Annotated in this window: 22 protein-coding genes; 13 read left to right on the forward strand and 9 right to left on the reverse strand. The window is 69.6% G+C overall.

The window, feature by feature from the left end:
• Genes WYO_RS10515 through WYO_RS10525 form a run of 3 tightly spaced genes read left to right on the forward strand, consistent with a single transcriptional unit; the run spans position 1 to position 4411 of the window.
• Positions 1 to 2559: a branched-chain amino acid ABC transporter ATP-binding protein/permease gene (locus WYO_RS10515; RefSeq protein WP_007562089.1), complete on the forward strand. Its 2559-nt coding sequence runs from the start codon at positions 1 to 3 to the stop codon at positions 2557 to 2559.
• Entirely contained in the window at positions 2556 to 3479 is a 924-nt protein-coding gene (locus tag WYO_RS10520) for a 3-hydroxyacyl-CoA dehydrogenase (RefSeq protein ID WP_007562090.1), read from the forward strand. Before WYO_RS10515 ends, WYO_RS10520 begins: the two co-directional genes overlap by 4 nt.
• 2 nt (positions 3480 to 3481) lie before the next feature.
• A complete protein-coding gene (locus WYO_RS10525; protein WP_007562092.1) occupies positions 3482 to 4411 on the forward strand; it encodes a 3-keto-5-aminohexanoate cleavage protein in 930 nt (309 codons plus the stop codon).
• A 39-nt stretch (positions 4412 to 4450) separates the two neighbouring features.
• On the opposite strand, the gene WYO_RS10530 is transcribed toward WYO_RS10525, so the two are convergent.
• Genes WYO_RS10530 through WYO_RS10540 form a run of 3 tightly spaced genes read right to left on the reverse strand, consistent with a single transcriptional unit; the run spans position 4451 to position 7372 of the window.
• Positions 4451 to 4738, reverse strand: a complete 288-nt coding sequence (locus WYO_RS10530) for a DUF167 family protein (RefSeq protein WP_007562094.1) — start codon at positions 4736 to 4738, stop codon at positions 4451 to 4453.
• An 11-nt stretch (positions 4739 to 4749) separates the two neighbouring features.
• Entirely contained in the window at positions 4750 to 6120 is a 1371-nt protein-coding gene (locus WYO_RS10535; protein ID WP_007562096.1) for an FAD-binding oxidoreductase, read from the reverse strand.
• Between the two features lie 58 nt (positions 6121 to 6178).
• Positions 6179 to 7372 carry a fumarylacetoacetate hydrolase family protein gene (locus tag WYO_RS10540; RefSeq protein ID WP_007562098.1) on the reverse strand — a complete coding sequence of 398 codons (1194 nt, stop codon included), beginning with the start codon at positions 7370 to 7372 and terminating at the stop codon, positions 6179 to 6181.
• A gap of 305 nt (positions 7373 to 7677) precedes the next feature.
• Here WYO_RS10540 and ugpC point away from each other — a divergent pair, with 305 nt between their 5' ends.
• The 6 genes from ugpC to WYO_RS10570 all read left to right on the forward strand — a co-directional run bounded on the left by ugpC (position 7678) and on the right by WYO_RS10570 (position 14915).
• On the forward strand, positions 7678 to 8739 hold the full coding sequence (gene ugpC / locus WYO_RS10545; RefSeq protein WP_007562100.1) for a sn-glycerol-3-phosphate ABC transporter ATP-binding protein UgpC: 1062 nt from the start codon (positions 7678 to 7680) through the stop codon (positions 8737 to 8739).
• Between the two features lie 76 nt (positions 8740 to 8815).
• On the forward strand, positions 8816 to 10126 hold the full coding sequence (locus tag WYO_RS10550; RefSeq protein ID WP_007562102.1) for an ABC transporter substrate-binding protein: 1311 nt from the start codon (positions 8816 to 8818) through the stop codon (positions 10124 to 10126).
• A gap of 50 nt (positions 10127 to 10176) precedes the next feature.
• A complete protein-coding gene (locus WYO_RS10555) occupies positions 10177 to 11133 on the forward strand; it encodes a sugar ABC transporter permease (RefSeq protein ID WP_007562104.1) in 957 nt (318 codons plus the stop codon).
• Positions 11130 to 12068, forward strand: a complete 939-nt coding sequence (locus tag WYO_RS10560) for a carbohydrate ABC transporter permease (protein ID WP_007562106.1) — start codon at positions 11130 to 11132, stop codon at positions 12066 to 12068. Before WYO_RS10555 ends, WYO_RS10560 begins: the two co-directional genes overlap by 4 nt.
• A gap of 125 nt (positions 12069 to 12193) precedes the next feature.
• Positions 12194 to 13813: a dihydroxyacetone kinase subunit DhaK gene (locus tag WYO_RS10565; protein ID WP_007562108.1), complete on the forward strand. Its 1620-nt coding sequence runs from the start codon at positions 12194 to 12196 to the stop codon at positions 13811 to 13813.
• Between the two features lie 145 nt (positions 13814 to 13958).
• Positions 13959 to 14915: a D-2-hydroxyacid dehydrogenase family protein gene (locus WYO_RS10570; protein ID WP_007562110.1), complete on the forward strand. Its 957-nt coding sequence runs from the start codon at positions 13959 to 13961 to the stop codon at positions 14913 to 14915.
• A 2-nt stretch (positions 14916 to 14917) separates the two neighbouring features.
• Here WYO_RS10570 and WYO_RS10575 read toward each other — a convergent pair whose 3' ends face one another.
• The 4 genes from WYO_RS10575 to WYO_RS10590 are packed head-to-tail and all read right to left on the reverse strand — an operon-like array spanning position 14918 to position 18967.
• Complete coding sequence (locus tag WYO_RS10575; protein ID WP_244424138.1) at positions 14918 to 16021, reverse strand: ABC transporter permease; 1104 nt, start codon at positions 16019 to 16021, stop codon at positions 14918 to 14920.
• Positions 16018 to 16941: an ABC transporter permease subunit gene (locus WYO_RS10580; RefSeq protein WP_007562115.1), complete on the reverse strand. Its 924-nt coding sequence runs from the start codon at positions 16939 to 16941 to the stop codon at positions 16018 to 16020. The genes WYO_RS10575 and WYO_RS10580 overlap by 4 nt, the downstream gene beginning before the upstream one ends.
• Positions 16938 to 18527 carry a peptide ABC transporter substrate-binding protein gene (locus tag WYO_RS10585; protein WP_007562117.1) on the reverse strand — a complete coding sequence of 530 codons (1590 nt, stop codon included), beginning with the start codon at positions 18525 to 18527 and terminating at the stop codon, positions 16938 to 16940. Before WYO_RS10585 ends, WYO_RS10580 begins: the two co-directional genes overlap by 4 nt.
• A 2-nt stretch (positions 18528 to 18529) precedes the next feature.
• Positions 18530 to 18967: a heme-binding protein gene (locus tag WYO_RS10590; protein WP_007562119.1), complete on the reverse strand. Its 438-nt coding sequence runs from the start codon at positions 18965 to 18967 to the stop codon at positions 18530 to 18532.
• 427 nt (positions 18968 to 19394) lie between these two features.
• On the opposite strand from WYO_RS10590, the gene WYO_RS10595 reads away from it, so the two are divergent.
• The 3 genes from WYO_RS10595 to WYO_RS10605 all read left to right on the forward strand — a co-directional run bounded on the left by WYO_RS10595 (position 19395) and on the right by WYO_RS10605 (position 22210).
• Positions 19395 to 20294: a hypothetical protein gene (locus WYO_RS10595; protein ID WP_039902690.1), complete on the forward strand. Its 900-nt coding sequence runs from the start codon at positions 19395 to 19397 to the stop codon at positions 20292 to 20294.
• Between the two features lie 140 nt (positions 20295 to 20434).
• Positions 20435 to 21403: a hypothetical protein gene (locus WYO_RS10600; protein WP_039902691.1), complete on the forward strand. Its 969-nt coding sequence runs from the start codon at positions 20435 to 20437 to the stop codon at positions 21401 to 21403.
• Between the two features lie 81 nt (positions 21404 to 21484).
• On the forward strand, positions 21485 to 22210 hold the full coding sequence (locus WYO_RS10605; RefSeq protein WP_007562125.1) for a RibD family protein: 726 nt from the start codon (positions 21485 to 21487) through the stop codon (positions 22208 to 22210).
• Here the strand turns inward: WYO_RS10605 and WYO_RS10610 are convergent.
• Both WYO_RS10610 and WYO_RS10615 read right to left on the reverse strand, forming a co-directional pair.
• A complete protein-coding gene (locus WYO_RS10610; protein ID WP_007562127.1) occupies positions 22188 to 23222 on the reverse strand; it encodes an alpha/beta hydrolase in 1035 nt (344 codons plus the stop codon). The two genes, WYO_RS10605 and WYO_RS10610, sit on opposite strands and share 23 nt — an antisense overlap.
• A gap of 73 nt (positions 23223 to 23295) precedes the next feature.
• Positions 23296 to 24360 carry a WcbI family polysaccharide biosynthesis putative acetyltransferase gene (locus WYO_RS10615; RefSeq protein WP_007562129.1) on the reverse strand — a complete coding sequence of 355 codons (1065 nt, stop codon included), beginning with the start codon at positions 24358 to 24360 and terminating at the stop codon, positions 23296 to 23298.
• 195 nt (positions 24361 to 24555) lie between these two features.
• Between WYO_RS10615 and WYO_RS10620 the strand changes: the two genes are divergently transcribed.
• Complete coding sequence (locus tag WYO_RS10620) at positions 24556 to 25887, forward strand: MFS transporter (protein ID WP_007562131.1); 1332 nt, start codon at positions 24556 to 24558, stop codon at positions 25885 to 25887.
• The last annotated feature ends 494 nt before the right edge of the window (positions 25888 to 26381 follow it).

A 26381-nucleotide genomic window follows, 5' to 3' on the forward strand; every position in this document is an offset into this window, starting at 1 on the left:
ATGTCCGGAACCGCAGAACCGCTGCCGCTCGCCATGCCCCAGCGCGGCCTGATCCTGCGCGAGAGCCGCCAGCTCTGGGCCGCGCTCGCCGCCCTGATCGTCCTGCCCTTCGCGCTGGACGCGATCGGCCTGACGCTCATCACCGCCACCGACGTGGTGATCTTCGCGCTGGCCGTCCTCGGCCTCAACATCCTGGTCGGCTGGACCGGCCTGGTCTCCTTCGGCCACGGGGCGTGGTTCGGGATCGGCGCCTACGCGGTGGCGATCCTGCAGACCCGCCTGGCGCCCGGAGACATGGCCCTGCCACTCGTCGGCGCGCTGGCGATCACCGGCCTCGCCGCCTTGGCCGGCGGCGCACTGATCCTGCGGCGGCGCGGCGTCTACTTCTCGCTGCTGACCCTGGCGTTCACCGCGATGCTCTACGCCATCGCGTTCCGCTGGACCGACCTCACCGGCGGCGAGAACGGCATCGGCAACCTGCACCGCTGGGAGGCGCTGCAGAAGCCCGGCGCCTATTACGCGGCCGTCTCCGCCATCGCCTTCCTCGTCCTGGTCGGGCTCTGGCGGTTCCGACGCTCGCCCATGGGGACGGTGCTGGTCGCGATCCGGGAGAACGAGCAGCGCGCCGGCTTCCTCGGCTACGCGACCAACCGCTACAAGCTCGCCGCCTTCGTGATCTCGGCCTCGATCACCGGGCTCGCCGGGGCGCTCTCCGCCTACAGCCACCGCTTCACCTCGGCCGACCCGATCTCCATCGCGTTCTCGGGCGAGTTGCTCGCCATGGTGGTGATCGGCGGGATGCGCTCGTTCCTCGGACCGGCGCTCGGTGCCCTGTTCTACATCCTGTTCCGGGAATTCCTATCGATCTACACAGCAGACTGGCTGCTGTATTTCGGGCTGCTGTTCGTCGCCTTCATCGTGTTCTCGCCGGACGGGCTCGTCGGCATCGCGGCGCGGCTGATGCGGCCGTTCCGCCGCTTGCCCAGCGAGGGCGCCCCCATGTCCGCGCGCCGGGCCGGCGCCTCCGGCCGGGTGCCCGCGCGGTTTATCGCGGAGAGCCGCGCCGACGGGCCGGTCCTGGTCGCCGAGGACATCCGGAAGAGCTTCGGGCCGGTGGCGGCGGTGCGCGGCGTGTCCTTCGCGGTGGCCGACCGGACCCTGCACGCGCTGATCGGGCCGAACGGCGCCGGCAAGACCACGGCGTTCAACCTGCTCTCCGGCCTGTTCCGGCCGAATGCCGGCCGGATCCTCCTCGACGGGCGCGAGATCGCCGGTCTCGAGCCGCACGCGATCACCCGGGCCGGGCTCGGCCGCTCGTTCCAGATCACCAACCTGTTCCCCGGCCTGTCCGTCGAGGAGAATGTCCGGCTCGCGGTCCAGGCGCGCCATCCGGCCCATATGAGCCCCTGGCGCGACGCCCTCGGCGTCCGGGAGATCGCCGACGACACGGCCGAGCTGCTGCGCTGGACCGGGCTCGCCGGGATCGAGAAGGCGGAGGCCGGCAGCCTCTCCTACGGAGGGCAGCGCCTCCTCGATATGGGTTTGGCTTTGGCCACGCGGCCCCGGGTGCTGCTGCTCGACGAGCCGCTGGCCGGCCTCGCCGCCGCCGAGCGCGAGCGCGTCGGCGACCTGATCAAGGCGCTCTCGGCCGACATCCCGGTGCTGCTGGTGGAGCACGACATTGATCGGGTCTTCCGCCTCGCCGACCGGGTCACCGTCATGGCCGACGGGGCCGTGCTCGTGGACGGTTCCGTGGCCGATGCCCGGGACGACGAACGGGTCCAGGCGGTCTATCTCGGCTCGGGCACGGAGGCGATCGCCGCCAAGCCCCGGGCGAGCGCGGCGGCGCCCGAGACGCTGCTTTGCATGGCCGGCGTCGATACCTTCTACGGCAAGTCGCACATCCTCAACGGCGTCGACCTCACCGTGCACAAGGGCGAGGTCGTGGCCCTGCTCGGCCGCAACGGCGCCGGCAAGTCGACCCTGCTGAAGACGCTGATCGGCACCGCGCCCCCGGCCGCCGGCCGGATCGTGCTGGCCGGCCAGGACATCGCCGGGCTGACGCCCGATCGGATCGCCCGGCTCGGCATCGGCTACGTGCCGCAGGGCCGGGCGCTGTTCTCCGGGATGAGCGTCGCCGAGAATCTCGGCCTCGGCCGGCTGCGGCGGCTCACCGGCGCCGGCATCCACTGGGACGAGGACAAGGTCCTGGAGTTCTTCCCGCGGCTCAAGCAGCGCTGGACCGTCGACGCCGCGCGTCTGTCGGGCGGCGAGCAGCAGATGGTGGCGGTGGCCCGGGCCCTGTCGGGCGACACCCGCCTCCTGCTCCTCGACGAGCCGTTCGAGGGCCTGTCGCCGGCGGTGACCGAGGAACTGTTCGAGGCGTTCGACCGTCTGCGCCGGGAGATCGCGATCATCCTGGTCGACCACCACCTCGACCTCGCGCTGGCGCTCTCGGACCGCACCGTCGCGCTGGAGCGCGGCAGCGTCCAATGGACCGGCGAATCGCGCCTGCTGCGCGACGATCAGGATCTGCGGCGAAAGGTTTTGTGGCTATGACCGACAGCGTCGCGATCATCGGCTCCGGCCTGATCGGCCGGGCCTGGGCGATGATTTTCGCCCGCGCAGGCTGGGACGTGCGCCTGTTCGATGCCGCCGACGGGATCGCCGAGGCCGCGATCCCGCTCTGCGCCGAGGGCCTTCGGACACTGGCCGAGCACGGGCTCTGCCCCGATCCAGAAGGGGCCGCGGGCCGCATCCGCGCACCGGAAGGCCTCGCCGCTTGCCTCGACGGTGTCGGCTTCGTGCAGGAGAACGGGCCGGAACGGCTCGACGTGAAGCAGGCTCTTTTCGCCGAGCTCGACGCGCTGGCGCCACCGGACGCGATCATCGCCTCGTCCTCCTCGGCGATCCGCTGCTCGCTGTTCACGGAAGGCCTGCCCGGCCGCGGGCGCTGCCTGATCGGGCATCCGGTGAACCCGCCGCACCTGATCCCGCTGGTGGAGATCTCCGGCGCGCCGTGGACGGATACGGCAACCCTGGAGCGCGCCCGAGCGACCTACGAAGCCATCAGGCAGGTGCCGATCACGGTGCTGAAGGAGATCGAGGGCTTCATTCTCAACCGGCTCCAGGGCGCGCTGCTGGCGGAGGCGTTCCGCCTCGCCGCGGAGGGCTACGTGACGCCGCAGGATCTCGACAAGACCGTTGCGGACGGGCTCGGCCTGCGCTGGAGCTTCATGGGGCCGTTCGAGACGATCGAGCTCAACGCCCCCGGCGGCATCGCCGATTACTGCGCGCGCTACACCGGCTTCTACAAGAGCCTCGCCGCCGATCCCGCCCCGCCCACGGTCTACGAGGCGCCGGCCACCGAGGCGATCCTGGCGCAGTGGCGGGCGCCCGCGGATCTGCCCGCCCGCATGCGCCGCCGGGATGACCGGCTCGCAGCCCTGCGGGCCCACAAGCGTTCACAGAAGGACTGAGCATGGCCCCCCAGCGGAAAGTCATCATCACCTGCGCCGTCACGGGCGCGATCCACACGCCCAGCATGTCGCCGCATTTGCCGGTGACGCCGGAGGAGATCGCCGACGCCGCGATCGGCGCCGCCGAGGCCGGGGCGGCGATCATCCATCTGCACGCCCGCGACCCCGAGACCGGGCAGCCCGACCAGTCGCCCGAGGCCTTCGCCAAGTTCCTGCCGGTGATCAAGCAGCGCTCGGGCTGCGTGGTGAACCTCACCACCGGCGGCGCGCCGACCATGTCGATCGAGGAGCGGGTGCGCCCCGCCGCGACCTTCCAGCCTGAGGTCGCCTCGCTCAATCTCGGCTCGATGAATTTCGGCCTGTTCGGCATGCTCGATCGCTTCAAGGACCTGAAGCACCAGTGGGAGCGCGACTATCTCGGCAACAAGGACATCATCTTCCGCAACTCGTTCGGCCAGATCGAGCACATCCTCACCACCTGCGCGCCGAACGGCACAAAGTTCGAGTTCGAGTGCTACGACACCGCCCACCTCTACAATCTCAAGTACTTCTTCGACCGCGGGCTGGTGAAGGCGCCTCTGTTCATCCAGACCGTGTTCGGCCTGCAGGGCGGCATCGGCGCGCATCCGGACGACGTGATGCACATGAAGCGCACCGCCGACCGGCTGTTCGGCGATCAGTACCGCTGGTCGGTCCTGGGCGCCGGCCGCAACCAGATGAACATCGCCGCCATGGCGGCCGCGATGGGCGGCAACGTCCGCGTCGGCTTGGAGGACAGCCTGTGGGACGGTCCCGGCAAGCTCGCCGAGACCAACGCCGCGCAGGTCCGCCGCGTCCGGACGATCATCGAGGGCCTCGGCCTCGCCATCGCGTCGCCCGACGAGGCGCGGGAGATGCTGGCGCTGAAGGGCGGGGACAAGGTCGCGTTCTGAAGCGTGTTCGGGCCGAGAGGATCCATCCCGGCCCGTCGTTTAATCGGGTGAGCCGAACACACGGTCAAGATCGGCCTGGGTGATACCGTCGATCTCCAGAATCTTCAGCCGGCTTTGGTCGCCGGCGGCGATCCGAACCGAGCTGCGACCGATCTTGAGCGCTTTGGCGATCAACTTTTCCAGCGCCGCATTGGCGGCGCCATCGACCGGCGGCGCGGAAACCCGCGCCTTTAGGTAGGGCTGGCCTTTCTCGTCTCGCGCCCAGCCATCCGCCGCATCGCGTCCGCCGCGCGGCGTGAGGCGGACCGCCAGCCGAATCGCCGCCATCGAACTGGCTTTCAGAAAATCTTGCCCGGGTTCAGCCGGTTGTCCGGGTCGAGCGCGCGCTTGACCAGACGCATGGCGCCGATCTCCTCCGGGGAGCGCGACAGGGGCAGCTTACCGCGCTTCTCTAGGCCGATGCCGTGCTCGGCCGAGACCGAGCCGTTCAGCTCGGCGAGCGGCGCGTAGATCGCGGCGTCGATGGCGGCGTTGCCGGCGGCGTCGAGGCGGGTCGTGTTCCAGTGCAAATTGTTGTCGCCGATATGCCCGTAGACGACGGCCCGGCAGCCGGGGATCGCCGCGAGACCGTCCAGCGCCCCGCGAACGTAGCCATCCATCTTCGAGAGCGGCACGCTGACGTCGAAGGCGCGCTCGATCCCGTCAGCGTTCAGGTGCTCGACCCGGTCGCGGATGCGCCACATCCCCCGGCGCTGCTCCTCCGACGAGGCCACGGCCGCGTCGAGGATCGTGCCCTCGCCCATCAGGCCTTCGAGCAGGCCGAGGAACCGGTCGGATTCCTCGGGCACGCACTCGACCTCGATGATCGCGTAGAACGGGTAATCGTAGCCCAGCGGCGGCGTCGCCCGGCCGGGGGCGGTCATCAGCCGGTAGAAGTCCGGCCACAGGCCCTCGAAGGACGAGACCCGCCCCTGGAACGCGCTCTGGGCGGCGCGCAGGACCCGGGCGCCGTCATCGACCCCCGGGCAGGCGATCAGCGCGGTGGCGTAGCCGGCCGGCTCCGGGCGCAGGCGCAGGACCGCGCGGGTGACGATCCCGAGGGTCCCCTCGGTGCCGATGAAGATCTGCTTCAGGTCGAGCCCGGTGTTGTTCTTGATCAGCGGCCGCATGGACGAGACCACCGTGCCGTCGGCCAGCACCGCTTCCAGCCCCAGAACCATCTCGCGCATCATGCCGTAGCGCAGCACCCGCAGCCCGCCGGCATTGGTCGAGATCGCGCCGCCGATCGTGGCCGAGCCGCGGGCGCCAAGATCGAGGGGGAAGAACAGGCCGCGCTCCGTGGCGGCGTTCTGCACGCTCTCGATGGTGGCGCCGGTGCCGACCACCACGGTCATCCCCAGCGGATCGACCGGCTCGATCGCGGTCATCCGCTCGGTGGAGAGCGTGATCTCGTCCGGAGAGCACAGGGTCCCGTCGACAAGCCCGGTGGCGCCGCCGCGCGGGACGATGGCGACCCCCGCCGCGTGGCAGGCGGCCATCACGGCGCTGGTCTCCGCGGTATCGCGCGGCCGGACGAGGGCGCGTGCCGCGCAGGGCTCGGTCGGCCGGGTCCAGTTCGCGGACCGGCCGCGCAGCTCCTCGCCGGTGACCAGGCCGGACGGCCCGACGATCTCGGTGAGACGCGCGAGGAGGGAATCGGCGGCTGTCATCGGCTCGGTCTCTGCGGCGGGCGCCACGTCGGGCAGGCGGTTTTAACGCGAGCCTCTGTCACAAAAGCCCACGGGCCGCGAGGTTGCGCATCAGCGCGCGGGCGCCGAACGTCCAGGGCTCGCAGGCGTCGCAGGGGCGCATCCGGTTGACCAGCCGGCCGAGTTCCGGGCTCGCCACGACGACGCGGTCGTTCTCGACATGGGTGAAGCCGAGCCCCGGCCCGTGCCGGTCCTGGATCGGCGCGAACATTGTGCCGAGCAGCAGGATCGCCCCGTCCGGGTAATCGTGCGTGCGCCCCATCAGGGCGCCGACCAGCTCCTCTGGATCGCGGCTGATCTCGGCGAGCGGCGAGGTGCCCTCCATCCGGAACCCGTCGGTGCCGGTCACTTCGAGGGTCACGGTGGTGCGCCGGATATCGTCCAGGGTGAAGGTCTCGTCGAATAGCCGCAGGAACGGGCCCAGGGCGCAGGAGGCGTTGTTGTCCTTCGCCTTGCCGAGGAGCAGCGCCGACCGGCCCTCGAAATCGCGCAGGTTCACGTCGTTGGCGAGCGTCGCCCCGACGATGGCTTGCTTGGACGACACCGCCAGGGCCACTTCCGGCTCGGGGTTGTTCCAGTGCGAATCGGGATGAAGCCCGGCATCGGCGCCGCAGCCCACCGCCGAGAGCGGCTGGGCCTTGGTGAAGATCTCGGCGTCCGGCCCGATCCCGACTTCGAGATACTGGCTCCAGGCGCCCTGCGCGACCAGCACGTCCTTCAGCGCCATCGCCTCGGGCGAGCCGGGTTTCAGCCGGCGCAGGTCGCGGCCGACCAGGCGCTCGACCTCGGCGCGGATCGCTGCGGCGGCCGCGAGATCGCCCCGGGCCCGCTCCTCGATGACGCGCTCCAGCATGGAGGTCGCGAAGGTGACGCCGGCGGCCTTCAGCGCCTGGAGATCCACCGGGGCGAGCAGCCACGGCTGCCCGGGATCGCGGCCGTCCGGCGGGGTGTTGGCCACGATCGCGTCCAGGCTTCCGAGATCCGCGCCCTCGGCGGCCCGGAGCGCGGCGGCCGCGTCCGGTGTCTCGCACAGGTCGCTGACCGTCGCGAACCGGGCGGTGACGTCGATCGCCCGCAGATCGCCGTCCGAAGCCGCGCGGATCGCCACCACGCTCGGACCCCCGACATCCGGGCGCCACACCCGCCCGACCAGCGCCCCGCGACCGGCATCGTCGGGCAGGATCTCGCGTGCGGTCAGTCCGGATAATGCCATGCTGTCCTCATGCGTCAGGGCTTATCGCTGCGCCACGTCCCGCCGGTCCCTGCCGGAAGGCCCGGCTCAGCGGGGCCGATACGGGCCGCTTTAGCACCCGCTGTCGATTCGGGCCCCGGCAGGATGTTTCATGCCGGCGGTGTCGTCACCCGTCGTCCCCGCCCTCCAGCTTCACACGGGAAAGCGGCTGACAGAAGCGCGATATGATTCAAAATTCAGGTTCTGCCGACTTGCTTTCCGGCAAGGGCTCTATTGTACTGTTTGGACAGGAGTCGCCGTCAGAGCGTCCCTGATTGGGAGGAAGCATGGCCTCGGTGGGAATCCGCGAGGTCCGCAAGGCTTTCGGGTCGACGAACGTCCTGCACGGCGTGTCCGTGGACATCCGGGACGGGGAGTTCGTGATCCTGGTCGGGCCTTCGGGCTGCGGAAAATCGACCTTGCTCCGGATGATTGCCGGCTTGGAGAATATCTCCGGCGGCGAGATCCGTATCGGCGAGCGTGTGGTCAATGATGTCCCGCCCAAGGAGCGGGACATCGCCATGGTGTTCCAGAACTACGCCCTCTATCCGCACCTCACGGTGCGCGAGAACATGGCGTTCTCCATGCGGATCCGGAAGGCGCGGGCCGCCGAGATCGACGAGCGCGTCAGCAAGGCGGCGCAGATCCTCGGGCTGACCCATCTCCTCGACCGCTATCCGCGGCAGCTCTCCGGCGGGCAACGCCAGCGCGTGGCCATGGGCCGGGCGATCGTGCGCGACCCGCAGGTCTTCCTGTTCGACGAGCCGCTCTCGAATCTCGACGCGAAGCTGCGCGTGGCGATGCGCACCGAGATCAAGGAGCTGCACCAGCGCCTGAAGACCACGACCATCTACGTCACCCACGACCAGATCGAGGCCATGACCATGGCCGACCGGATCGTGGTGATGCATGACGGCGTGGTCGAGCAGATCGGCCCGCCGCTGGAACTCTACGACCGGCCCGACAACCTGTTCGTGGCGGGCTTCATCGGGTCCCCGGCGATGAATTTCGTGAGCGGGACGGTGCGGCGGAACGGCCACTTGGTCTTCGCCGCCGACACGGGGCTGATCATTCCCCTGATGCAGGCACCGGCGGGCGTCGAGGGCCGCAAGCTGGTCCTCGGGATGCGGCCGGAGCATTTCGACCTGGCACCCGATGGGATCGCCGCCGAGGTCGTCGTGGTCGAGCCGACGGGCTCCGAGACGATGCTGGCGGTGCGGGCCCAGGGCCAGGACTTCACCTGCGTGCTGCGCGAGCGCGTGAGCGAGGGGCCGGGCGAGACCGTCCACCTGCGACCGAACCGCGTGCACTTCTTCGATGCCGAGACGGGCCGGCGCCTGCCGACCTGACCGCACCCGATCCCCGTCGCCGAGCCGGACCCGCTTCGTTCCCGGCGGGCCGATCCATCCAGGGAGTGACGCCACGATGCCCAAACTCGACCGCCGTTCCCTCCTGACGGGGGCCGCCGCGACCGGCCTCGCCGCCGGCGCCGACCTCCTCGGCTTCGCCCGGGCCTGGGCCCAGACCGCCGAGTGGAAGCCGGAGCCCGGCGCCAGCCTGTCGATCCTGCGCTGGAAGCGCTTCATCCCCAGTGAGGACGAGGCGTTCCTGCGCATGGTCGACGCCTTCACCAAGGCGACCGGCGTCAAGGTCTCGGTGACCAACGAATCCTTCGACGACATCCAGCCCAAGGCCTCCGTCGCCGCCAATACCGGGCAGGGGCCCGACATGGTCTGGGGCCTGTTCTCGTTCCCGGCCCTGTTCCCCGACAAGTGCCTGCCGCTGGAGGATGTCGCGGAGTCGCTGGCCAAGAAATACGGCCCCTGGTTCCCGTCGGCGGAGGCCTACGGCAAGGTCAAGGGCAAGTGGATCGCGATCCCGGTCGGCTTCAACGGCGGCTATCCGAACTACCGCATCTCGGCGATGCAGAAAGCCGGGTTCAGCAAGTTCCCCGAGGATACCGCCGGCTTCCTCGAACTGTGCCGGGCGCTCAAGAAGAACAACACGCCGGCGGGCTTCGCCCTCGGGCACGCCACCGGCGACGCCAACACCTGGTGCCACTGGGCGCTCTGGTCCCATGGCGCCAACCTGGTCGACGCCAACGAGAAGATCGTCATCAACTCGCCGGAGACCGCCAAGGCGCTGGAATACGTCAAGGCGATGTACGAAACCTTCGTGCCGGGGACCGTGTCGTGGAACGATTCCTCCAACAACAAGGCGTTCCTGGCGGGCGACCTCTACCTGACGCATAACGGCATCTCCATCTACGCCGCCGCCAAGAAGGACAACCCGAAGCTCGCCGAGGATATGGACCACGCGGTCTGGCCGATCGGCCCCGCCGGCAAGCCCACCGAGTTCCAGCTCGCCTTCCCGATCCTGGCGTTCAAATACTCGAAGGCGCCCAATGCCTGTAAGGCCTTCATCAGTTTCATGATGGAGGCGTCGAACTACAATCCCTGGCTGGAAGCCGCGCAGGGCTACCTGTGCGAGCCGCTGTCGAACTACCCGAAGAACCCGATTTGGACGAGCGATCCGAAGAACGCGGTCTTCGCCGAAGCCGGACGGCGTTCCCGGGCGGCCGGCGGCCTGGCACCCGTCAGCGAGCGCGTCGCCGCGGTCCTGGCCGACTTCGTCGTGGTCGACATGTTCGCCAGCCACTGTACCGGCCGCGAGGACGTGAAGACCGCGATCCGCAACGCCGAGCGCGCCGCCCAGCGCATCTTCCGCAACACCTGAACGCGGTGGGCCGCGGGTCTTGCCCGCGGCCATGACCCCGAGGCGAATCCATGGCGCATACGGCCCTGACACAGCCCGCCAAGCTGGCGATGCCGACCCGCTCGGCCTGGCAGCGCCTGCGCGCGAGCCGCGGCTGGGCGGGCTTCTGGTTCATGCTGCCGACCGCGCTGATCCTCGGCCTGTTCCTCGCCTATCCGCTGCTGAAGGGCATCTGGCTGTCCTTCACCAACACCCGGATCGGCCGGGAGGGCGTCTTCATCGGCCTGGAGAACTACACCTGGCTCTGGGACGACGACGTCTTCTGGCTCTCGGTGTTCAACACCTGCCTGTACACGGTGGTGGCCTCGGTGGTGAAGTTCGGCGTCGGCCTCTACCTGGCGCTGCTGCTGAACAAGAACATGCCGTTCAAGTCGATCATCCGGTCGATCGTGCTGATCCCGTTCGTCGTGCCCACCGTCCTGTCGGCGATCGCGTTCTGGTGGATCTTCGACAGCCAGTTCTCGATCATCTCGTGGTCGCTGCGCCATCTCGGCATCATCGACGGCAACATCGACTTCCTCGGCGAGCCCAGCATGGCGCGGGCCTGCGTGATCTTCGCCAATATCTGGCGCGGCGTGCCGTTCATCGCGATCACGCTGCTGGCCGGGCTGCAGACGGTCTCTCCCTCGCTCTACGAGGCCGCGACGCTGGACGGCGCCTCGAACTGGCAGATCTTCTCGCGCATCACCCTGCCGCTGCTGACGCCGATCATCGCCGTGGTGATGACCTTCTCGGTGCTGTTCACCTTCACCGACTTCCAGCTGATCTGGGCGATGACCCGGGGCGGCCCGGTCAACGCCACGCACCTGATGGCGACCCTGTCGTATCAGCGCGGCATCCTCTCCGGGACGCTGGGCGAGGGCGCGGCGATCGCCACCGCGATGGTGCCGTTCCTGCTCGCCGCGATCGGCATCTCGTGGTTCGGCCTGCAGCGCCGGGCCTGGCAATCCGGGGGAACCGACCGATGAGCGCGCCCGCTCCGCCCGCCCATGCCGACCCGCGCCTCGCGCCCGTCATCGCCGCGCGCCCGGTCGGGCTCACCGACGACAGCGAGGGGATGGCCTATCTCGAGCGCCTGCCCCGGCGGCTCGTGACCACCTACCTGCCGCTCCTGATCATCCTCGTGGTGCTGCTGTTCCCGTTCTACTGGATGGCGCTGACGGCGATCAAACCGGACGAGCAGCTGATCGACATGGAGCGGTTCAACCCGTTCTGGGTGGTCGAGCCGACGTTCAAGCACATCAACAAGCTGCTGTTCGAGACGCAGTATCCGCGCTGGCTCTGGAACACGATGTACGTGTCCGTGGCCGCCACCGTGCTGTCGCTGTTTGCCAGCGTGCTGGCCGCCTATGCCTGCGTGCGGATCCGCTTCAACGGTGCGGGCTGGGTCGGCGCGGCGATCTTCCTGGCCTACCTCGTGCCGCCCTCGATCCTGTTCATCCCGCTCGCCACGATCGTCCAGGCCTACGGCCTGTTCGACTCGCCGATCGCCCTGATCCTGGCCTATCCGACGATCCTGATCCCGTTCTCGACCTGGCTCCTGATGGGCTACTTCAAGACGATTCCCTACGAGCTGGAGGAATGCGCGCTGATGGACGGCGCGAGCCGGTGGCAGATCCTGACCAAGATCATCCTGCCGCTCGCCTTCCCGGGCCTGATCTCAGCCGGGATCTTCTCCCTGACGCTGTGCTGGAACGAGTTCATCTACGCGCTGACCTTCCTGTCCTCGACCCAGAACAAGACCGTGCCGATCGCGGTGGTCAGCGAGTTCGTGGACGGCGACGTCTACAAGTGGGGCTCGCTCATGGCCGGCGCCCTGCTCGGCTCCCTGCCGCTGGTGATCCTCTACTCGTTCTTCGTCGAGTATTACGTCTCCGCGCTCACCGGCGCCGTGAAGGAATAGCCCGCGCGGCTTCGGGGCGTGGGAAACCCGGCGGCGGCCGTTGCGCCGCCGGCCACGATTGCCCAGACAATCCGCTGTGAGACCGCGCAGCGAGCGCTGCGGACGGAGATCGCAGAAGGTCACGCATGGCCCATTTCATCGAGACCCGCGCCAGCCTGGTCACCGACGCCATCGCGGGGCTTCTGGCCGCCGGCGGCGGTCGCCTCGCGCGGCTCGACGGCGATCCGGGAATCCGCGTCGTGCTGCGGTCCGAGCTGGACCCCGGCAAGGTCGCGGTGATCTCGGGCGGCGGGTCCGGCCACGAGCCGGCCCATGCCGGCTTCGTCGGGCCGGGCATGCTGAGCGCGGCGGTCTGCGGCGACGTCTTCGCCTCGCCGAGCGTCGATGCGGTGCTGGCCGGCATCCTGGCGGTGACCGGGCAGGCCGGGTGCCTGCTGATCATCAAGAACTATGCGGGCGATCGGCTGAATTTCGGCCTCGCGGCCGAACGCGCCCGGGCGCTCGGCAAGAAGGTCGAGACCGTGATCGTGGCTGACGACATCGCCCTGCCGGCGGCGAAGCAGCCCCGGGGCGTGGCCGGCACCCTGTTCGTCCACAAGATCGCGGGCCACGCCGCGGAGACCGGCGCGCCTCTGGATACGGTGGCGGCCCTGGCCCGGCGGGTCGCGGCCTCGGCCCAGTCGCTCGGCATCGCGGTCTCGACCGCCACGATTCCGGGCTCGCCGCGCAGCGAGCGCCTCGCCGAGGGTCAGGCCGAGCTCGGCCTCGGCATCCATGGCGAACCGGGGGTCGAGCGGATCGCGCTGCCCAAGGCGGGCGATCTGGCACGGCTGATGACCGAGCGTCTCACGGGCGCCGGGCCGCTGGCCTTGCTGGTCAACAATCTCGGCTCGGCCACGGCCCTGGAGATGCAGGTCCTGACCCAGGCCGTCCTGGCCACGGAGCTCGGGCGTCGCGTGCGCCTCCTCCTGGGCCCGGCGCCGCTGATGACCGCCCTCGACATGCACGGCGCTTCGCTGTCGATCCTGCCGCTGGACGACGCGGTCGAAGCGGCGTTGCTCGCCCCGGTACCCATGCCGGCCTGGCCCGGCGCAACGCGGATCGCGCCGCCGGTCCTGCGCCCGCTTCCCGAAGGGCTGGCTGGCGAGACCTTCGCGCCGTCGCACGATGCCGTGGCGGGCGCCCGGATCGCCGCCGTGGCGCGGGCGCTCATCGCCGCCGAGGGCGCGCTCAACGCCCTCGACGCGAAGGTCGGCGACGGCGACACCGGCACGACCTTCGCGGGCGCGGCCCGGGCGGTCGAGGCGGATCTCGATCGGCTGCCGCAGGCCGATCCGCCCGCCCTGTGCCGCGCGCTCGCCGAACGGATCGGCCGCGCGGTCGGCGGTTCGAGCGGCGTGCTTGCGTCCATTTTCTTCGCCGCCACCGCGGCATCGCTGTCGGACGGGGCGGCCTGGCCCGATGCCCTGGCCCAGGGTGTGGCCCGGGTGCGGGACTATGGCGGCGCCGGCCCCGGCGACCGCACGATGCTCGACGCTCTGATCCCCGCGCTCGACGCCTTGAAATCCGGCGGGCTCGCCGCCGCCGCCGCAGCGGCCCGCGCGGGTGCCGCCGCCACGGCCCGGATGGACCGGGCCGCGACCGGCCGTTCCAGCTACCTCGCGGCTGCGGATCTCGCCGGCGTGGAGGATCCGGGGGCAGCCGGCATCGCGGCGGCGTTCGAGGCCCTGGCGGCGGCCGGGTGAGGATTCATCACACGCACGCAGCGTCGTCCGTGCCGGGAGGCGACCGACCCAGCGCGTTTTTTGCTTCGCGGACGCAAGGCCGAGCCTCAACGAACACCGCGCTCATCGAGAGCGTTGCGAGCCGTAGCCCTCGAGCGAGACCATCGTGCAAACCTGCCTGATCCTCGACGATTACCAGGACGCCGCGCTCGGCCTCGCCGACTGGGCGCGCCTGTCCGACCGGGTCGCGGTCTCGTCCATGACCGATCACGTCGCCGATCAGGACGCTCTCGTCGCCCGGATCGATCAGGCCGAGATCCTGGTGATCATGCGCGAGCGCACGCCCTTCCCGGAGGCTCTGCTGATGCGGCTGCCGCGCCTGAAGCTGCTGGTCACCAGCGGCATGCGCAACCTCGCGATCGACGTGGCGGCGGCGCGGGCGCGCGGCGTCACGGTCTGCGGCACGGAATCGAGCCCGACGCCGCCGACCGAGCTGACCTGGGCACTGATCCTCGGTCTTGCCCGCCATCTGCCGCTCGAGAACAGGAACCTGCGGGACGGAGGACCGTGGCAGAGCACGGTCGGGACCGATCTCGCCGGGGCGACCCTGGGCCTGCTCGGGTTGGGCAAGATCGGCACGCGGGTCGCCGGGATCGGCCGGGCTTTCGGCATGCGGGTGATCGCCTGGAGCCCGAATCTGGACGACGCCCGGGCCGCCGCCGCCGGGGTCGAACGTGCCGAAACCAAGGAGGACCTGCTGGAAGCCAGCGACGTCGTCTCCATCCATCTGGTGCTCGGCGACCGGACGCGCGGGCTTCTCGGCGACGCGGAGCTGCGCCGGATGCGCCCGAGCGCCATCCTGGTGAACACATCACGCGCGCCGATCGTCGATCAATCCGCCCTGGTCCGGGCCCTGGAGGAGGGCCGGATCGCGGGGGCAGGGCTCGACGTGTTCGAGACCGAGCCGCTGCCGGCCGACAGCCCGTTCCGGCGCCTGCCGAACGTCCTGGCGCTGCCGCATGTCGGCTACGTCACGCGCGATAATTACCGCACGTTCTTCACCCAGGCGGTGGAAGATATCGAGGCGTATCTCGCCGGCTCGCCGATCCGGTTGCTGGGCTGATTCTAGCCGGACCGCGGGTCGAGGGCATCGGCGAGGCCGTCGCCGAGCAGCGTCAGCGCGACCAGGGTGGCGATCAGGAAGGCGGCCGGGCCGGCCAGCATATGCGGGGCCGACTCGATCGACCGGGCACCTTCGGCGATGAGGACGCCCCAGCTCGTCTGCGGCTCCTGAACGCCGAGCCCGAGGAAGGAGAGAAAGCTCTCCAGCAGGATCACCTGCGGCACCAGCAGGGTCGCGGCCACCGCCACCGGCCCGAACGTGTTCGGCACGATGTGGCGCAGGATGATGCGGGGCGTGCCGAGCCCGAGGGCGCGGGCGGCGCGGACGAAGTCACGCTCGCGCAACGACAGGGTCTGCGCCCGGACGATGCGGGCCATGTCGAGCCATTCGACGGCGCCGATCACCACCAGCATCAGCGTGAGGCTCGCCCGGAAGAACACCAGCAGCAGGATGACGAAGAACACGAAGGGCAGGGCGTAGAGCACGTCGACCAGCCGCATCATCACGGCGTCCACGGCGCCGCCGATGAAGCCGGCAGTGGCGCCGTAGCCGACGCCGATGAGCAGCGCGACAAGCGTGGCGGTGAGCCCGATCAGCAGCGAGACCCGTCCGGCCACGAGGCAGCGGGTGAGCAGATCGCGGCCATGCACGTCGGTGCCGAGCGGGAAATACAAGTGCCGCACCGGCACCGCCACGACGAGACGGTGGCCGCCCTCCGGGTCGGCAATTACCTGGGGCTCCCCGAACAGGTCGGAGCGCGGCAGGTAGACAAGGCTGCGCCGGTCCACCCCGGCCTCGGCGCTCAGCGTGAGCCGCAGCACGTCGCCGTCGCGGGCTACGTCGTCGAGGCGGGCGCGCATGCGGAAGGCGAGGCGTTCCAGGGCGGGGCGCAGACGGTCCGGATCGGGCTGCGCCGCCAGGCCGGCCGGGAGCTGGCGCAGATCCGGATAGGCGCGCGTCGGATCATGTCCGGTCAGCGCCGGACCGAACAGGCAGGCCAGGGCAATCAGGATCAGCACGGCCAGGGAGGCCATCGCGACGCGCTGGCGGGCGAGGCGCGACAGAGTCCGGGCAGCCGGCCCGGCCATGAGACGGCCAGCCCTCATGCGGCACGCCGCAGGCGCGGATCGAGCCAGGCGCAGGCGAGGTCGGCGATCAGGTTGAGGGCGATCACCAGAGCTGCCACCAGCAGGACGGTGCCCATCACCAGCGTGTAGTCGCGGTTGAGCGCGCCCTCGACGAAGTAGCGCCCGATCCCGGGCAGGCCGAAGATCGTCTCGACTACCACGGATCCGGTCAGCAGCGCCGCCGCCAGCGGCGCCAGATAGGCCACCACCGGCAGCAACGCACCGCGCAGGGCGTGCCGGGTGATGCGCGCCGGCGGCAGGCCGAGGCTGCGCATGGTCCGCACCGGCTGGGTGCGCAGGACTTCCCCGAGCGAGGCCCGCGTCAGCCGGGCCAGCGCGCCGACCTGCGGCAGCGCCAGGGTCACCACCGGCAGGATCAGGTGGCTCGGCGCGCCGCCCTCCCAGCCGCTGAGCGGCAACCAGCGCAGGGTCAGCCCGAACACGATCTGCAGGAGCGGCGCGACGACGAAGCTCGGCAGCGACAGGGTCAGGGCCGCCCCGAGGCCGAGCAGCCGGTCGAGGGCACCGCCCCGCCGGAGTGCCGCCACGGTCCCGAGGCCGACACCTAAACAGGCGGCCAACGCGAGCGCCAGCGCCCCCAGCGTCGCCGAGACCGGAAGGCCCCGGGCGATCAGGTCGAGGACGCTCATGTCGCGGAACGAGAAGGACGGCCCGAGATCGCCCCGCGCCAAAGCCGCGAGATAGCGGCCGAACTGCGCGAGCAGCGGCTGGTCCAGGCCGTAGACCCGGCGCAGGTTCTCCATGGCGGCCGGCGCCAGGGGACGTTCCAGATCGAACGGGCCGCCGGGCGCGAGCCGCATCAGGAAGAAGCTGACGGCCACGACCGCGAACAGCGTCGGCACCGATTGCGCGAGCCGCCGGAGGATGAAGCGGATCACGCGTCGAGCCTCAGGAAGCGGGTCGGCGCGGCGTTGCGGACGTTCGGTGTGTAGCCGTGCAGCCGCGGCGCGATCAGCGCCTTCGACCGGTAATGCATCAGCGGGATCCAGGGGAGTTCGCGCAGCGCGATCGTCTCGGCTTCGTACATCAGGTCGGCACGGTGCCCGAGATCGCGTTCCGAGCCGGCCCTGGCCAGCAGCGCGTCATAGTCCGTGTTCGACCAGCGGCCGGCATTCAGCCCGTCATTGCCCGTCTGGAGCAGGAACAGAAAATTCTGCGGGTCCGAATAGTCGGCGATCCAGGCGTAGCGGGCGACATCGAAGGCGCCGCCGTCGCGCAGATACGCGAAATGGGTCTTGGCATCGGTGTAGACGAACCGGGTCTCGATCCCGAGGTCGCGCCACATCTCGGCGATTGCCACCGCGGTGTTGCGGTTGTTGTCGCTCACGTTGAACCGGTACTCCACACGCAGCGGCCGTTCCGGGCCGAAGCCCGCCTCCGCCAGCAGGCGGCGCGCCTCGGCCTCGTGATCGATCGGCAGGCCCTGCCGACCCTCCGTCTCGGGGGGCGTGCGGTAATTGTCGATGCCCGGCGGGCAGATGGAGTAGGCCGGGCTCATGGTGCCGCCGTAGAGCCCGTCGGCCAGGTATTCGCGGTCGATGAGCAACGACAGGGCCCGGCGGACCCTCCGGTCCGAGAAGGGGGCCTTGTGGGTGTTGACGACCAGGACTTCGAGGCCGAGCGACGGGCCGAGAACGACCTGGGTCCCGAAGCGGCGGCGCAGGTCGGCGATCTGGTCGACCGGCAGATCGGACAGCGAGTCGAGCTCCCCGGCGGCGAAGCGCCGGACGGCGCTCGCCATGTCCGACATGGGCAGGAAGGCGACGCGCCGGATTGCGATCGCGCCCGCCTCGGGATGGTGCGGATTGACCTCCAGGGTGATGCCGCCGCCCGGCACCCGGTCGACCAGACGGTAGGGGCCGTTGGTCACGAAGTTGCCCGGCCGGGTGAAGGCGTCGCCGTAGCGCTCGACCGAGGCCCGGTGCACCGGCACGGCGGTCTGGTGGGTCAGAAGCTCGAGGAAGTAGGGCGTCGGCTGTTCGAGGGTGATCGTGAGCCGGAGCGGCCCCTCCGCGATGGCCCCGAGAGCGTCATCTCCGGTCTGCCCGCGATTGACCCCCGCCGCCCCGCGGATCGGGAACAGGATCTCGGCGTATTTCGCCCCCGTGGCCGGGGCGAGGATGCGGCGGAACGCGTAGACGAAATCGTCGGCGGTCACCGGTTCGCCGGTCGACCAGCGCCCGTCGGGGCGCAGGTCGAACCGGAAGGTCAGGCCGTCCTCGGAGACGGTCCAGGATCGCGCGGCGCCCGGGATGATCGTCCCGTGATTGTCGTACGTGACCAGGCCGTCGAACAAGTCCCGGAGGATATGCGCCTCCGCCACCGTGGACGAGCGGTGCGGGTCGAGGGTCTCGGGATCGGCGTCGTTGCCGCGCCGGTAGAGCCCGGATTCGCCGGCATGAGCGGGCCGCACGGCCGCGAGGGCGGCGGCGCCGGCCAGCCACGCGCGCCGGCGGATCGCCATCCTCAGGCGCCGGTCTCGGGCACCAGGCCGGCCGCCTCGATCCCCGCCACCGCGCAGATCTCGTCGTTGTCGGAGGTGTCGCCGGAAATGCCGACCGCGCCGAGCAGCCGCCCTTCGCGGGAGCGGATCAGCACGCCGCCGGGGACCGGCACGAGCGCGGCCGGGCCGGCGACGTGGCTCACCGCGGCGACGAAATAGGGCTGCGCCTCGGCCCGGGCATGGATTGCCCGGGAGCCGAGGCCCAAAGCCAGGGCGCCGTTGGCCTTGCCGCAGGCGATCTCGGCCCGGCGCAGCGATGTGCCGTCCTCGACCGAGACGGATTTGAGCGCGCCGCGGGCGTCGTACACGACCACCGCCATCGGCTTCAATCCGCGGGTCCGGGCTTCACGCAGGGCGGTATCCACGATGCTGCGGGCGGCCTCGAGCGTCAGGTCGATCATCGGATTCCACGGGCTGTCGCCGCTCCGGGCGGCACGCTCACGTTTAGAGGATCGGGATGGGGCCGGTCCACCATGCGGGCGGCACTCGGCTTCGAGCGGACCGCCGGCCGGCGCGTGAAAGCGTCCGGTCCAGGCGGTGATCGCCGATCTTCGGGCTGAGAGCCGACGGCATGCCGGGAGCGTGCGGGGCGCAAAGTCGTGACACGGCGTGTCACGCGGTCAGGCCTCGACGTGATGCATAGGTCTCTGGTCTTGTTGCAGGCGATTCGCGTTGAGCGACGATGTCGAACTGCACGCATCAATTTGAATAGCCAATTAATACAGATAATATTCGGTCGTGCCCATCAAAAATAAAGCAAACCACAATAAATCAGAGCGATAAAAAATGTACGCAGCTGCACATTTGGCCGGTGATCTTATCTCGCGAATGCTCCCGGCCTACGGGGCCATCGCCGCCGGGTTCTGCGTCGGACGTTTGTCGGGCCGCGACTGGATCCGGCACCTCTCCAGTCTGCTGATGTACGTCCTGATCCCGCTGGTCGTGTTCAAGAACGCGCTGGCGCTGAACGTCGGCGCGGCAATCGGCAACGTCGCCCTGTCGATGACCTTCAGTACCCTCATGGTGCTGTGCGCGGCGCTGATCGTGCCGCGCTGCAAGACCGACGTTCCCCGCCGCCTGGCGTTCTGCGCCTTCAGCTACACCAATATCGGCTGGTTCGGGATCCCGACCGGGCTGGCCCTGTTCGGCCCCGACAGCCTGCCGATCCTGGTGATGGCCTATGTCGGCGGGCTGATCTTCGGCAACACGGTGGGCTTCTACTTCGTGGCGCGCGACCGGTTCTCGGTCCCGACGAGCCTCTGGAAGGTCGCGACGACTCCGGCCCTGTATGCGTTCGGGGCCGGGCTTGCCGGTCAGGCGCTCGGATTGCGCGAGCTGCTGCCGCCGGGCGCCGATGCACCGTTCCGTGTGGTGACCCTGCTGATGTCGGGTTGCGGTATGATGGTGGTCGGGCTGGGGGCCAGTCAGGTCCGCTTCACCGCCGCCGCGATCCGCGGAACGCTGCAGCTGGTGATCTGGCGCCACATCGCGTCGGTCTTCGCGATCATCGCCGTCATCGGCCTGTTCGCCGCTCTGGGAGCCCCCGTCGCGCCGGACAACCTCAACACCGTGCGCCTCCTCGGCCTCCTGCCGGTCGCGGGCAATGTCGTGGTCTTCGCGGCCCAATTGCGCAGCGATGTGGCGGCGGCATCCCTGATCGTCGCGCTCTCGACGGCGATCTCGACGATCACCGTCTTGTGCTGGGGCATCCTTCTCCACCTCGGGTAGTGAATCTCGGGTCCCGGTCCCGCCGCGTCCCCGAAGAGACCGCCAAGCCGCCGCAGCGCCGTGTTTCCCGCTTGTCTCCGGCCCCGGCGGGCGGCATGTCTCGACGCCGCCGCAAGGCGTTCACGGGAGATGGCGGACCTTTGTCGCAGACAGGCGCGCGCGGTATCGCGGTCGGGCGGGACGGATGGCTCTTCTGGGTCGGCCGGACCAACGAGTTGGTCGATCTGTATGCGGATTCCCCGGCCTCTCGCCGCCTGCTGCGCCGCTGGGTAAGGCTGGTCGAAACCCGCGTCCGGCGGACGCGCGCGCTCGGCGCGACCTACGTCCACGCGATCGTGCCGGAGAAGATCGCGATCCATGCGGACACGCTGGACCGGCCGTTCCCGAACCTGGCCGACCCGCCCGGCCTGCGGCTCGGCCGGCTCCTATCATCCGGAACGGAAGCCCGGTTGGTCGATCTCTACGGGCCCCTGCAGACGGCGCGCGCCGAGGGGCCGGTCTATCTGCAGACCGACACGCACTGGAACCATCGGGGCTACATCGCCGCCTATCGGGCGCTCTGTGCCGCGCTCGGCGTCACCCCGGCCGCGCACGTTCTCGAGGCGACCGGCGAGACCGCGCGCTTCGTGTTCGACCTCGGCGGCAAGCTCAAGCCGCCGGTGGACGAAGCCTATTTCGCCCACGCCTTTCAACGCCGCGCGCAGCGCAGCGAGGCCAACGCGCTGGTCCAGCTGCGCGAGACCGGCCGCGTCGCCGGCCGAGGCGGCTTCTTCGTCGGGTCGCGCGCCGTGATGCGCAACCCCGAGGCTGCGGATCCAAGGCGCGTGGTCCTGTTCGGCGATTCCTACGTGTTCGACCAGGGACCGCGCCTCACCGCGATGCTGGCCGAGAGCTTTCGCGAGGTCCACGCGATCTGGTCCGCGGAGATCGACTGGGCCTACGTCGCCGCCGTGAAGCCCGACCTCGTCGTCTACGAGATCGCCGAGCGCTTCCTGCGGCGTGTGCCGACCGACCGGTTCTCCGTCGATGCCTTCGCCGAGCGTCGGGTGCGGCGGGAACTGAACCCCACCCTCATCGACCGGCTGCGCGCCCGCCTGCGGCTGCGGTGACATTCCGGATCCACCCTCGCGCGTTGCCGGACGGCGTCTCGCCCCTATCGTTTCGGCCGGACCCACCATCCGGAATTAATCATGGCCGACGCACAGCGCCCCTACGTCATCTGCCACATGACCACCTCGGTCGACGGCCGGATCAAGGTCCGCCGCTGGAAGACCCTCGACGCTGACAGCCCCTACGAACGCGTCCACGGCGAACTGAACGGCGACGCCTGGATGTGCGGGCGGGTCACCATGCAGGGCTATGCCGACAGCGCTGCTCCGCTGCCGGAGCCGGTCGGTGACGACGCGAACCCGGTTCCGCGGAATGACCACGTCGCGAAGAGCGATGCGTCAGGCTACGCCGTGGCCCTCGACGCGCAGGGGCGCCTGGATTGGGGCGCGCGAAACGACATCGAGGGCGATCACGTCGTGGTCGTGCTCACGGAATCCGTGCCGGACGCGCATCTGCGGGCGCTCCGAGCCGGCGGCCAATCTTACCTGTTCGCGGGTGAGAAGACGGTCGATTTCGCGCTGGCTTTGGCCAAGCTGCGCGCGCTGTTCGGGATCGAGCGGCTTCTGGTCGAGGGCGGCGGCCGCATCAACGGCTCGATGCTGAAGGCCGGCGTCATCGACGAACTGAGCCTGCTGCTCGTGCCTGCCGTCGACGGCGTCTCCGGCACGCCGGCCCTGTTCGATTTCCCCGGGGAGGAGGCCGATTCCATGGGGGGCCGGTGCAAGCTCGCTCTGACGTCCTGCGAGCCCTTGCCGGGGGGCGTCGTGTGGCTACGCTACCGGATCACGCCTGTGGCTGGGGCGTGACCGAACTCAGGCTCTCCAGGAACGCGTCGTAATCCGCGGTGATGTCGTCCAGCCGCTCGAAATGCGGAAACGCGCCCGTCGGCAGGCTGAAGACGCGCCAGTTCGGCCGGCCGGCGACCCGGGGCGCCAACCGGTAATCGACGAAGTCGCCGCGGCGTCCGTGCACCATCCAGACCGGCAGGCGCAGCTCTTCGTAGAGCCGCGTCGAATCCGTCGGGAACAGGTGGCCGGCGATGAAGCAATAGGGGGCATGCTCGGCGCCGGGCTGGTGCGCCGAGGCATGGTCGTAGGCGAACAGGCCTTCGTCGATGTCCTTCGAGCCGAACGTCTTCTGCAGGAAGAAGCGCATGCTCGGCCGCGAGGCCAGGGCGTCGAACAGCGGCCGGCCGAAGGGCGGCCGGTCGAGCAGATTGCGGAGGGCGTCGCGGCCGCGGTGACCGTCCGGCGGCCCCTCGCCGGACAGCCGCGCGTCGAAACCCGTCGGGCTGATCAGGCCGAGGCTGCGGTAATCGTCCGGCCGCTCCACGGCGGCACGAGCCAGGTAGGAGCACGACAGTGACAGCGCCATGGCGTCGATCGCGCTGCCTCGATGCCGGCTGCGGATCTCGGCGACAGCCGCATGGATCGCCTCGACCATCAGGCGCGGCGTGTAGCGCCGGCGCGAGCGTTCGGAGAAGCCGAAGCCCGGCAGGTCGAGGGCATAGGCCGGACGCGAGTCTCGGTAATGCTTGTAGAGCGGGCGGACCTCATAGGCGTTCGCAGCCGCGTTGATCGAGTGGATCAGGAGGAGCGGCACGCCCGCCTTCTCGCGCGAACCGTAGAGCGCGATGGCGCCGGCACGCTCGGTCGCGAGCGTCTCGAGCCGGCCGGGCAGGGCGGGGGGCAGGTCCATGCGGCGGTTCACGGCGAACCGGCTCCACCCGACCAGGCCGGCGGCCGAGCCGAGGAAGGTCAGGAAAGCCGCGATCCCGTAGGAACCGGCGCGACCCTTCTCGCGGGGCTGACGGCTCATCGGGCTCCAAACCTCGGTAGATCCCGGCCCGGACAGCGCGAGGCGCCCGAAGAGGGGAGAATGTGCCGTCGTATCAGGATGTATGGCCGGCCAGGCTGCCCGAAGCCAGGGCGGGTACCCGTTCGGCCGGGCGGATCGGGCTGATCTCTCGACCCGCCGCCTCGCGGAAGAACTCCACCGTGGCCGGATCGTTGCGCCAGCCCTGGACCCGCTGCGAAACCAGGGCCTCGCGCGGGCGCCGGTCGTAATTCGCATAGGCCGCGGCCACGAATTCCGCCCGGGTCATGGTGCGTGCGGGGCCCGAGCGGCGCGTCTCGGCCTTGAAGAACAGGGCGCTTCCGGGAACGCCGTAATGCGCGGCGATCTCGGGATAGACCGGCCAGCTGCCCTGGCCGCCGAGATCGTCGGGCACGAACGCGTCGAGGTCGCATTCGGGATAGGGCACGCCGGACTTGGTCAGGAGTCCGCGGGCGAGATCGGCCACCACGTACAGCTTCGTGTGGTTGATCGAGTGCATGAAGCAGCCCCGCCGCGCCCAGCGCGTCAGGTGCGTGTCGAGATCGTACTGTGCCTGAGCGCCGAGCCCCCGCAGGTAGGAGACCGACTCGTTCCAGAGGTCGAAATAGCCCAGGCGCTCGAAGACCGGCTCCGCGAACAGGCGCAGAGCCTGCGCCTGCGAGAAGCCCGCCAGATAGGCGTAGAGCGTGATCGCCGAGTGGGAATGCCCCATCGGCCCCGAGATGAGGCCGTTGAGCGAGACGGCATCCTGCACGCCGACATGGATCAGGTCGGGATGGTAGGCGCCGAACACGATGGTCGGGATCAGCCGGACCTTCGGGTGGGTCCGGAACCGGTCGATCGTGCCGCCGTCCTTGAACCGCGGCAGGTAGATGCTGGAATAGACGTGATCGTAGCCGTCGGCATGCGCCATCAGGTCGACGAGCTTCGGGAAGCGGCGGTTCGCCGTGAAGGCCGAGACGAAATCCACCTGCGCGTCCGGCAGAAGGTATCGCAGCACCTTCGCCATGGAGCCCGCCTGGCAGACTCCGACCACCAGGATGCGGGGTGAACCCGTCCGCTTCTTCCCGATCTGCGCGAGCCGGTGCCGCACGCGCCAAAGGCTATCGACCGTCAACATGCGGCTTCTCTCGCATGTCCGCGGTCCGCGGGCAAACCGCACCGGCAGGGATCAGGCCGCTATTGGCGCGTATCGCCCGCCGCCGACCCAGTGCGATGACCGACTATGACAGTCGAGCGAAGTTGTCGTGTTCCGGGACTGGTGGCTGGGCCGCCGCTCCTCCATGCCGGAATCGATCGAGCCCGGAGGATTACGATGGCCCCCACGAACGTGCCGGATGCGGTGCCGGAGATCGAGCGGGCGACGTTGCGCAGGGTCACCTGGCGGATCCTGCCGTTCCTGATGCTGGCTTACTTCATCGCGTTCGTGGACCGGGTGAATGCCGGCTTCGCCGCGTTGCAGATGAACCACGATATCGGCCTGTCGGCAGCGCAGTTCGGGCTGGGCGGCGGCCTGTTCTACGTGTCCTACGTGCTGTGCGAGGTGCCCAGCAACCTCGCCATGCAGCGGTTCGGCGCCCGGATCTGGATCGCCCGGATCATGATCACCTGGGGCCTTGTCTCGGCCGCCATGGCCTTCGTGGTCGGGCCCGTCTCGTTCTACGCGGTGCGCCTGCTGCTCGGCGCCGCCGAGGCGGGCTTCTTTCCCGGCGTGATCCTCTATCTGACCTACTGGTTCCCCCGCGCCTATCGGGGGCGGATCGTGGCCGTGTTCATGGTGGCGATCCCGATATCGAGCTTCCTCGGCTCGCCGATCTCGGCCGCGATCCTCAACACAGACGGGATGCTCGGCTTCCGCGGCTGGCAGTGGCTGTTCATCCTCGAAGCGCTCCCGGCCGTGCTGCTCGGTGTCATCGCGTTCGCGATCCTGCCCGATGGGCCTGCTCAGGCACGCTGGCTCGCCCCGCAGCAGCGCGCCTGGCTTCAGGATCGGCTGTCCGCCGAGCGCGCCTCGGTGGTCGACGGCCAGGCGGCGCCGGCCCGGCACCTCTCGGTCTGGCAGGTGATGCGCAACCGCTACGTGCTGGCCGCCTCGCTCATCTATGCAGGTGCCTCGGGCGCCAGCCAGTGCCTGTCGCTCTGGCAGCCGCAGATCATCAAATCCTTCGGGCTGACGAACCTGGAGACCGGGTTGCTGAACTCGGTCCCGTTCGGGATCGCCTCGGTGCTGATGATCCTCTGGGGCCGCTCCTCGGACCGGAAGCGCGAGCGGGTCTGGCACACGGCGCTGCCCCTCGGCCTGCTGGCGCTGAGCCTTGCGGCCTCGATCGCCACCGCGCAGCTGCTGCCTACGATCCTGATCCTGTGCCTCGCCGTCACCGCGACCTACACCGTGAAGGGCCCGTTCTGGGCGCTCTCGACCGAATGGCTCTCGGCCGGCGCGGCGGCAGCCGGGATCGCGCAGATCAACGCCATCGGCAACATCGGCGGATTCGTCGGCACCTACCTGCTCGGTGTGATCAAGGACGCGACCGGTAGCTACCCGCTGGGCCTGCTGCCGCTCGTGATCCTCTCGGGGTTGGGCTGCCTTCTGGTTATCGGCCTCGGGCGGGGCCGCGCCCAGGCCGCAGCGCCGGCGCGCGCGTGAGGCCGTCGGCGATTCGCTGGCGGGCCCGCCGCTGCGTCGGCGTCAACCCCCGAAAAAGCTCCGTCCGATCGCGATTCGCCGCTCCCACGGGGCCGGCGACCCGCCGCAGTGTGAAATTCTTGTGGCATCGCGGCAGTTTACGACACAGTGGAGACGCCGAGCCAATTGCCCGATGTGATCAATATCGTCCGATCTGCCCAATGATGAAGCGCTGTCAGCGTTCCTTCTGGCCCGCCGGAAGAATATCGGCGTCGCATGTCAGTAAGTTTTCGTATGGTCTGCCTGGCCGCCGGGCGTGTTGACAGATCAATGCCATAATGTCCTTATTCGGAGGCCCGATGTATGAAGCACCGGGTTCAAGCTCTTCTCGGCCATGATAGCCTTCGGAAGAGGCGGCTCACGTTGCGTGGGCGCTAAATTTTCAAAATTGATAAAATCGGCTTTGTAAGTCTGCTGCATTGCAAATACCGATGCATGTTCGCCGCTTTGGCTCC

The sequence above is a fragment of the Methylobacterium sp. GXF4 genome, from assembly GCF_000272495.1.
GTDB lineage: Bacteria > Pseudomonadota > Alphaproteobacteria > Rhizobiales > Beijerinckiaceae > Methylobacterium > Methylobacterium brachiatum.

What these genes read in the sequence shown, in the direction of transcription:
- ugpC (WP_007562100.1), top strand. Translation starts at nt 7,678, where the DNA reads ATGGCCTCGGTGGGAATCCGCGAGGTCCGCAAGGCTTTCGGGTCGACG.
- WYO_RS10555 (WP_007562104.1), top strand. Translation starts at nt 10,177, where the DNA reads ATGGCGCATACGGCCCTGACACAGCCCGCCAAGCTGGCGATGCCGACC.
- WYO_RS10605 (WP_007562125.1), top strand. Translation starts at nt 21,485, where the DNA reads ATGGCCGACGCACAGCGCCCCTACGTCATCTGCCACATGACCACCTCG.
- WYO_RS10575 (WP_244424138.1), bottom strand. Translation starts at nt 16,021, where the DNA reads ATGAGGGCTGGCCGTCTCATGGCCGGGCCGGCTGCCCGGACTCTGTCG.
- WYO_RS10530 (WP_007562094.1), bottom strand. Translation starts at nt 4,738, where the DNA reads ATGGCGGCGATTCGGCTGGCGGTCCGCCTCACGCCGCGCGGCGGACGC.
- WYO_RS10565 (WP_007562108.1), top strand. Translation starts at nt 12,194, where the DNA reads ATGGCCCATTTCATCGAGACCCGCGCCAGCCTGGTCACCGACGCCATC.
- WYO_RS10525 (WP_007562092.1), top strand. Translation starts at nt 3,482, where the DNA reads ATGGCCCCCCAGCGGAAAGTCATCATCACCTGCGCCGTCACGGGCGCG.
- WYO_RS10585 (WP_007562117.1), bottom strand. Translation starts at nt 18,527, where the DNA reads ATGGCGATCCGCCGGCGCGCGTGGCTGGCCGGCGCCGCCGCCCTCGCG.
- WYO_RS10620 (WP_007562131.1), top strand. Translation starts at nt 24,556, where the DNA reads ATGGCCCCCACGAACGTGCCGGATGCGGTGCCGGAGATCGAGCGGGCG.
- WYO_RS10550 (WP_007562102.1), top strand. Translation starts at nt 8,816, where the DNA reads ATGCCCAAACTCGACCGCCGTTCCCTCCTGACGGGGGCCGCCGCGACC.
- WYO_RS10540 (WP_007562098.1), bottom strand. Translation starts at nt 7,372, where the DNA reads ATGGCATTATCCGGACTGACCGCACGCGAGATCCTGCCCGACGATGCC.
- WYO_RS10615 (WP_007562129.1), bottom strand. Translation starts at nt 24,360, where the DNA reads ATGTTGACGGTCGATAGCCTTTGGCGCGTGCGGCACCGGCTCGCGCAG.
- WYO_RS10515 (WP_007562089.1), top strand. Translation starts at nt 1, where the DNA reads ATGTCCGGAACCGCAGAACCGCTGCCGCTCGCCATGCCCCAGCGCGGC.
- WYO_RS10595 (WP_039902690.1), top strand. Translation starts at nt 19,395, where the DNA reads ATGCTCCCGGCCTACGGGGCCATCGCCGCCGGGTTCTGCGTCGGACGT.
- WYO_RS10590 (WP_007562119.1), bottom strand. Translation starts at nt 18,967, where the DNA reads ATGATCGACCTGACGCTCGAGGCCGCCCGCAGCATCGTGGATACCGCC.
- WYO_RS10610 (WP_007562127.1), bottom strand. Translation starts at nt 23,222, where the DNA reads ATGAGCCGTCAGCCCCGCGAGAAGGGTCGCGCCGGTTCCTACGGGATC.
- WYO_RS10535 (WP_007562096.1), bottom strand. Translation starts at nt 6,120, where the DNA reads ATGACAGCCGCCGATTCCCTCCTCGCGCGTCTCACCGAGATCGTCGGG.
- WYO_RS10520 (WP_007562090.1), top strand. Translation starts at nt 2,556, where the DNA reads ATGACCGACAGCGTCGCGATCATCGGCTCCGGCCTGATCGGCCGGGCC.
- WYO_RS10560 (WP_007562106.1), top strand. Translation starts at nt 11,130, where the DNA reads ATGAGCGCGCCCGCTCCGCCCGCCCATGCCGACCCGCGCCTCGCGCCC.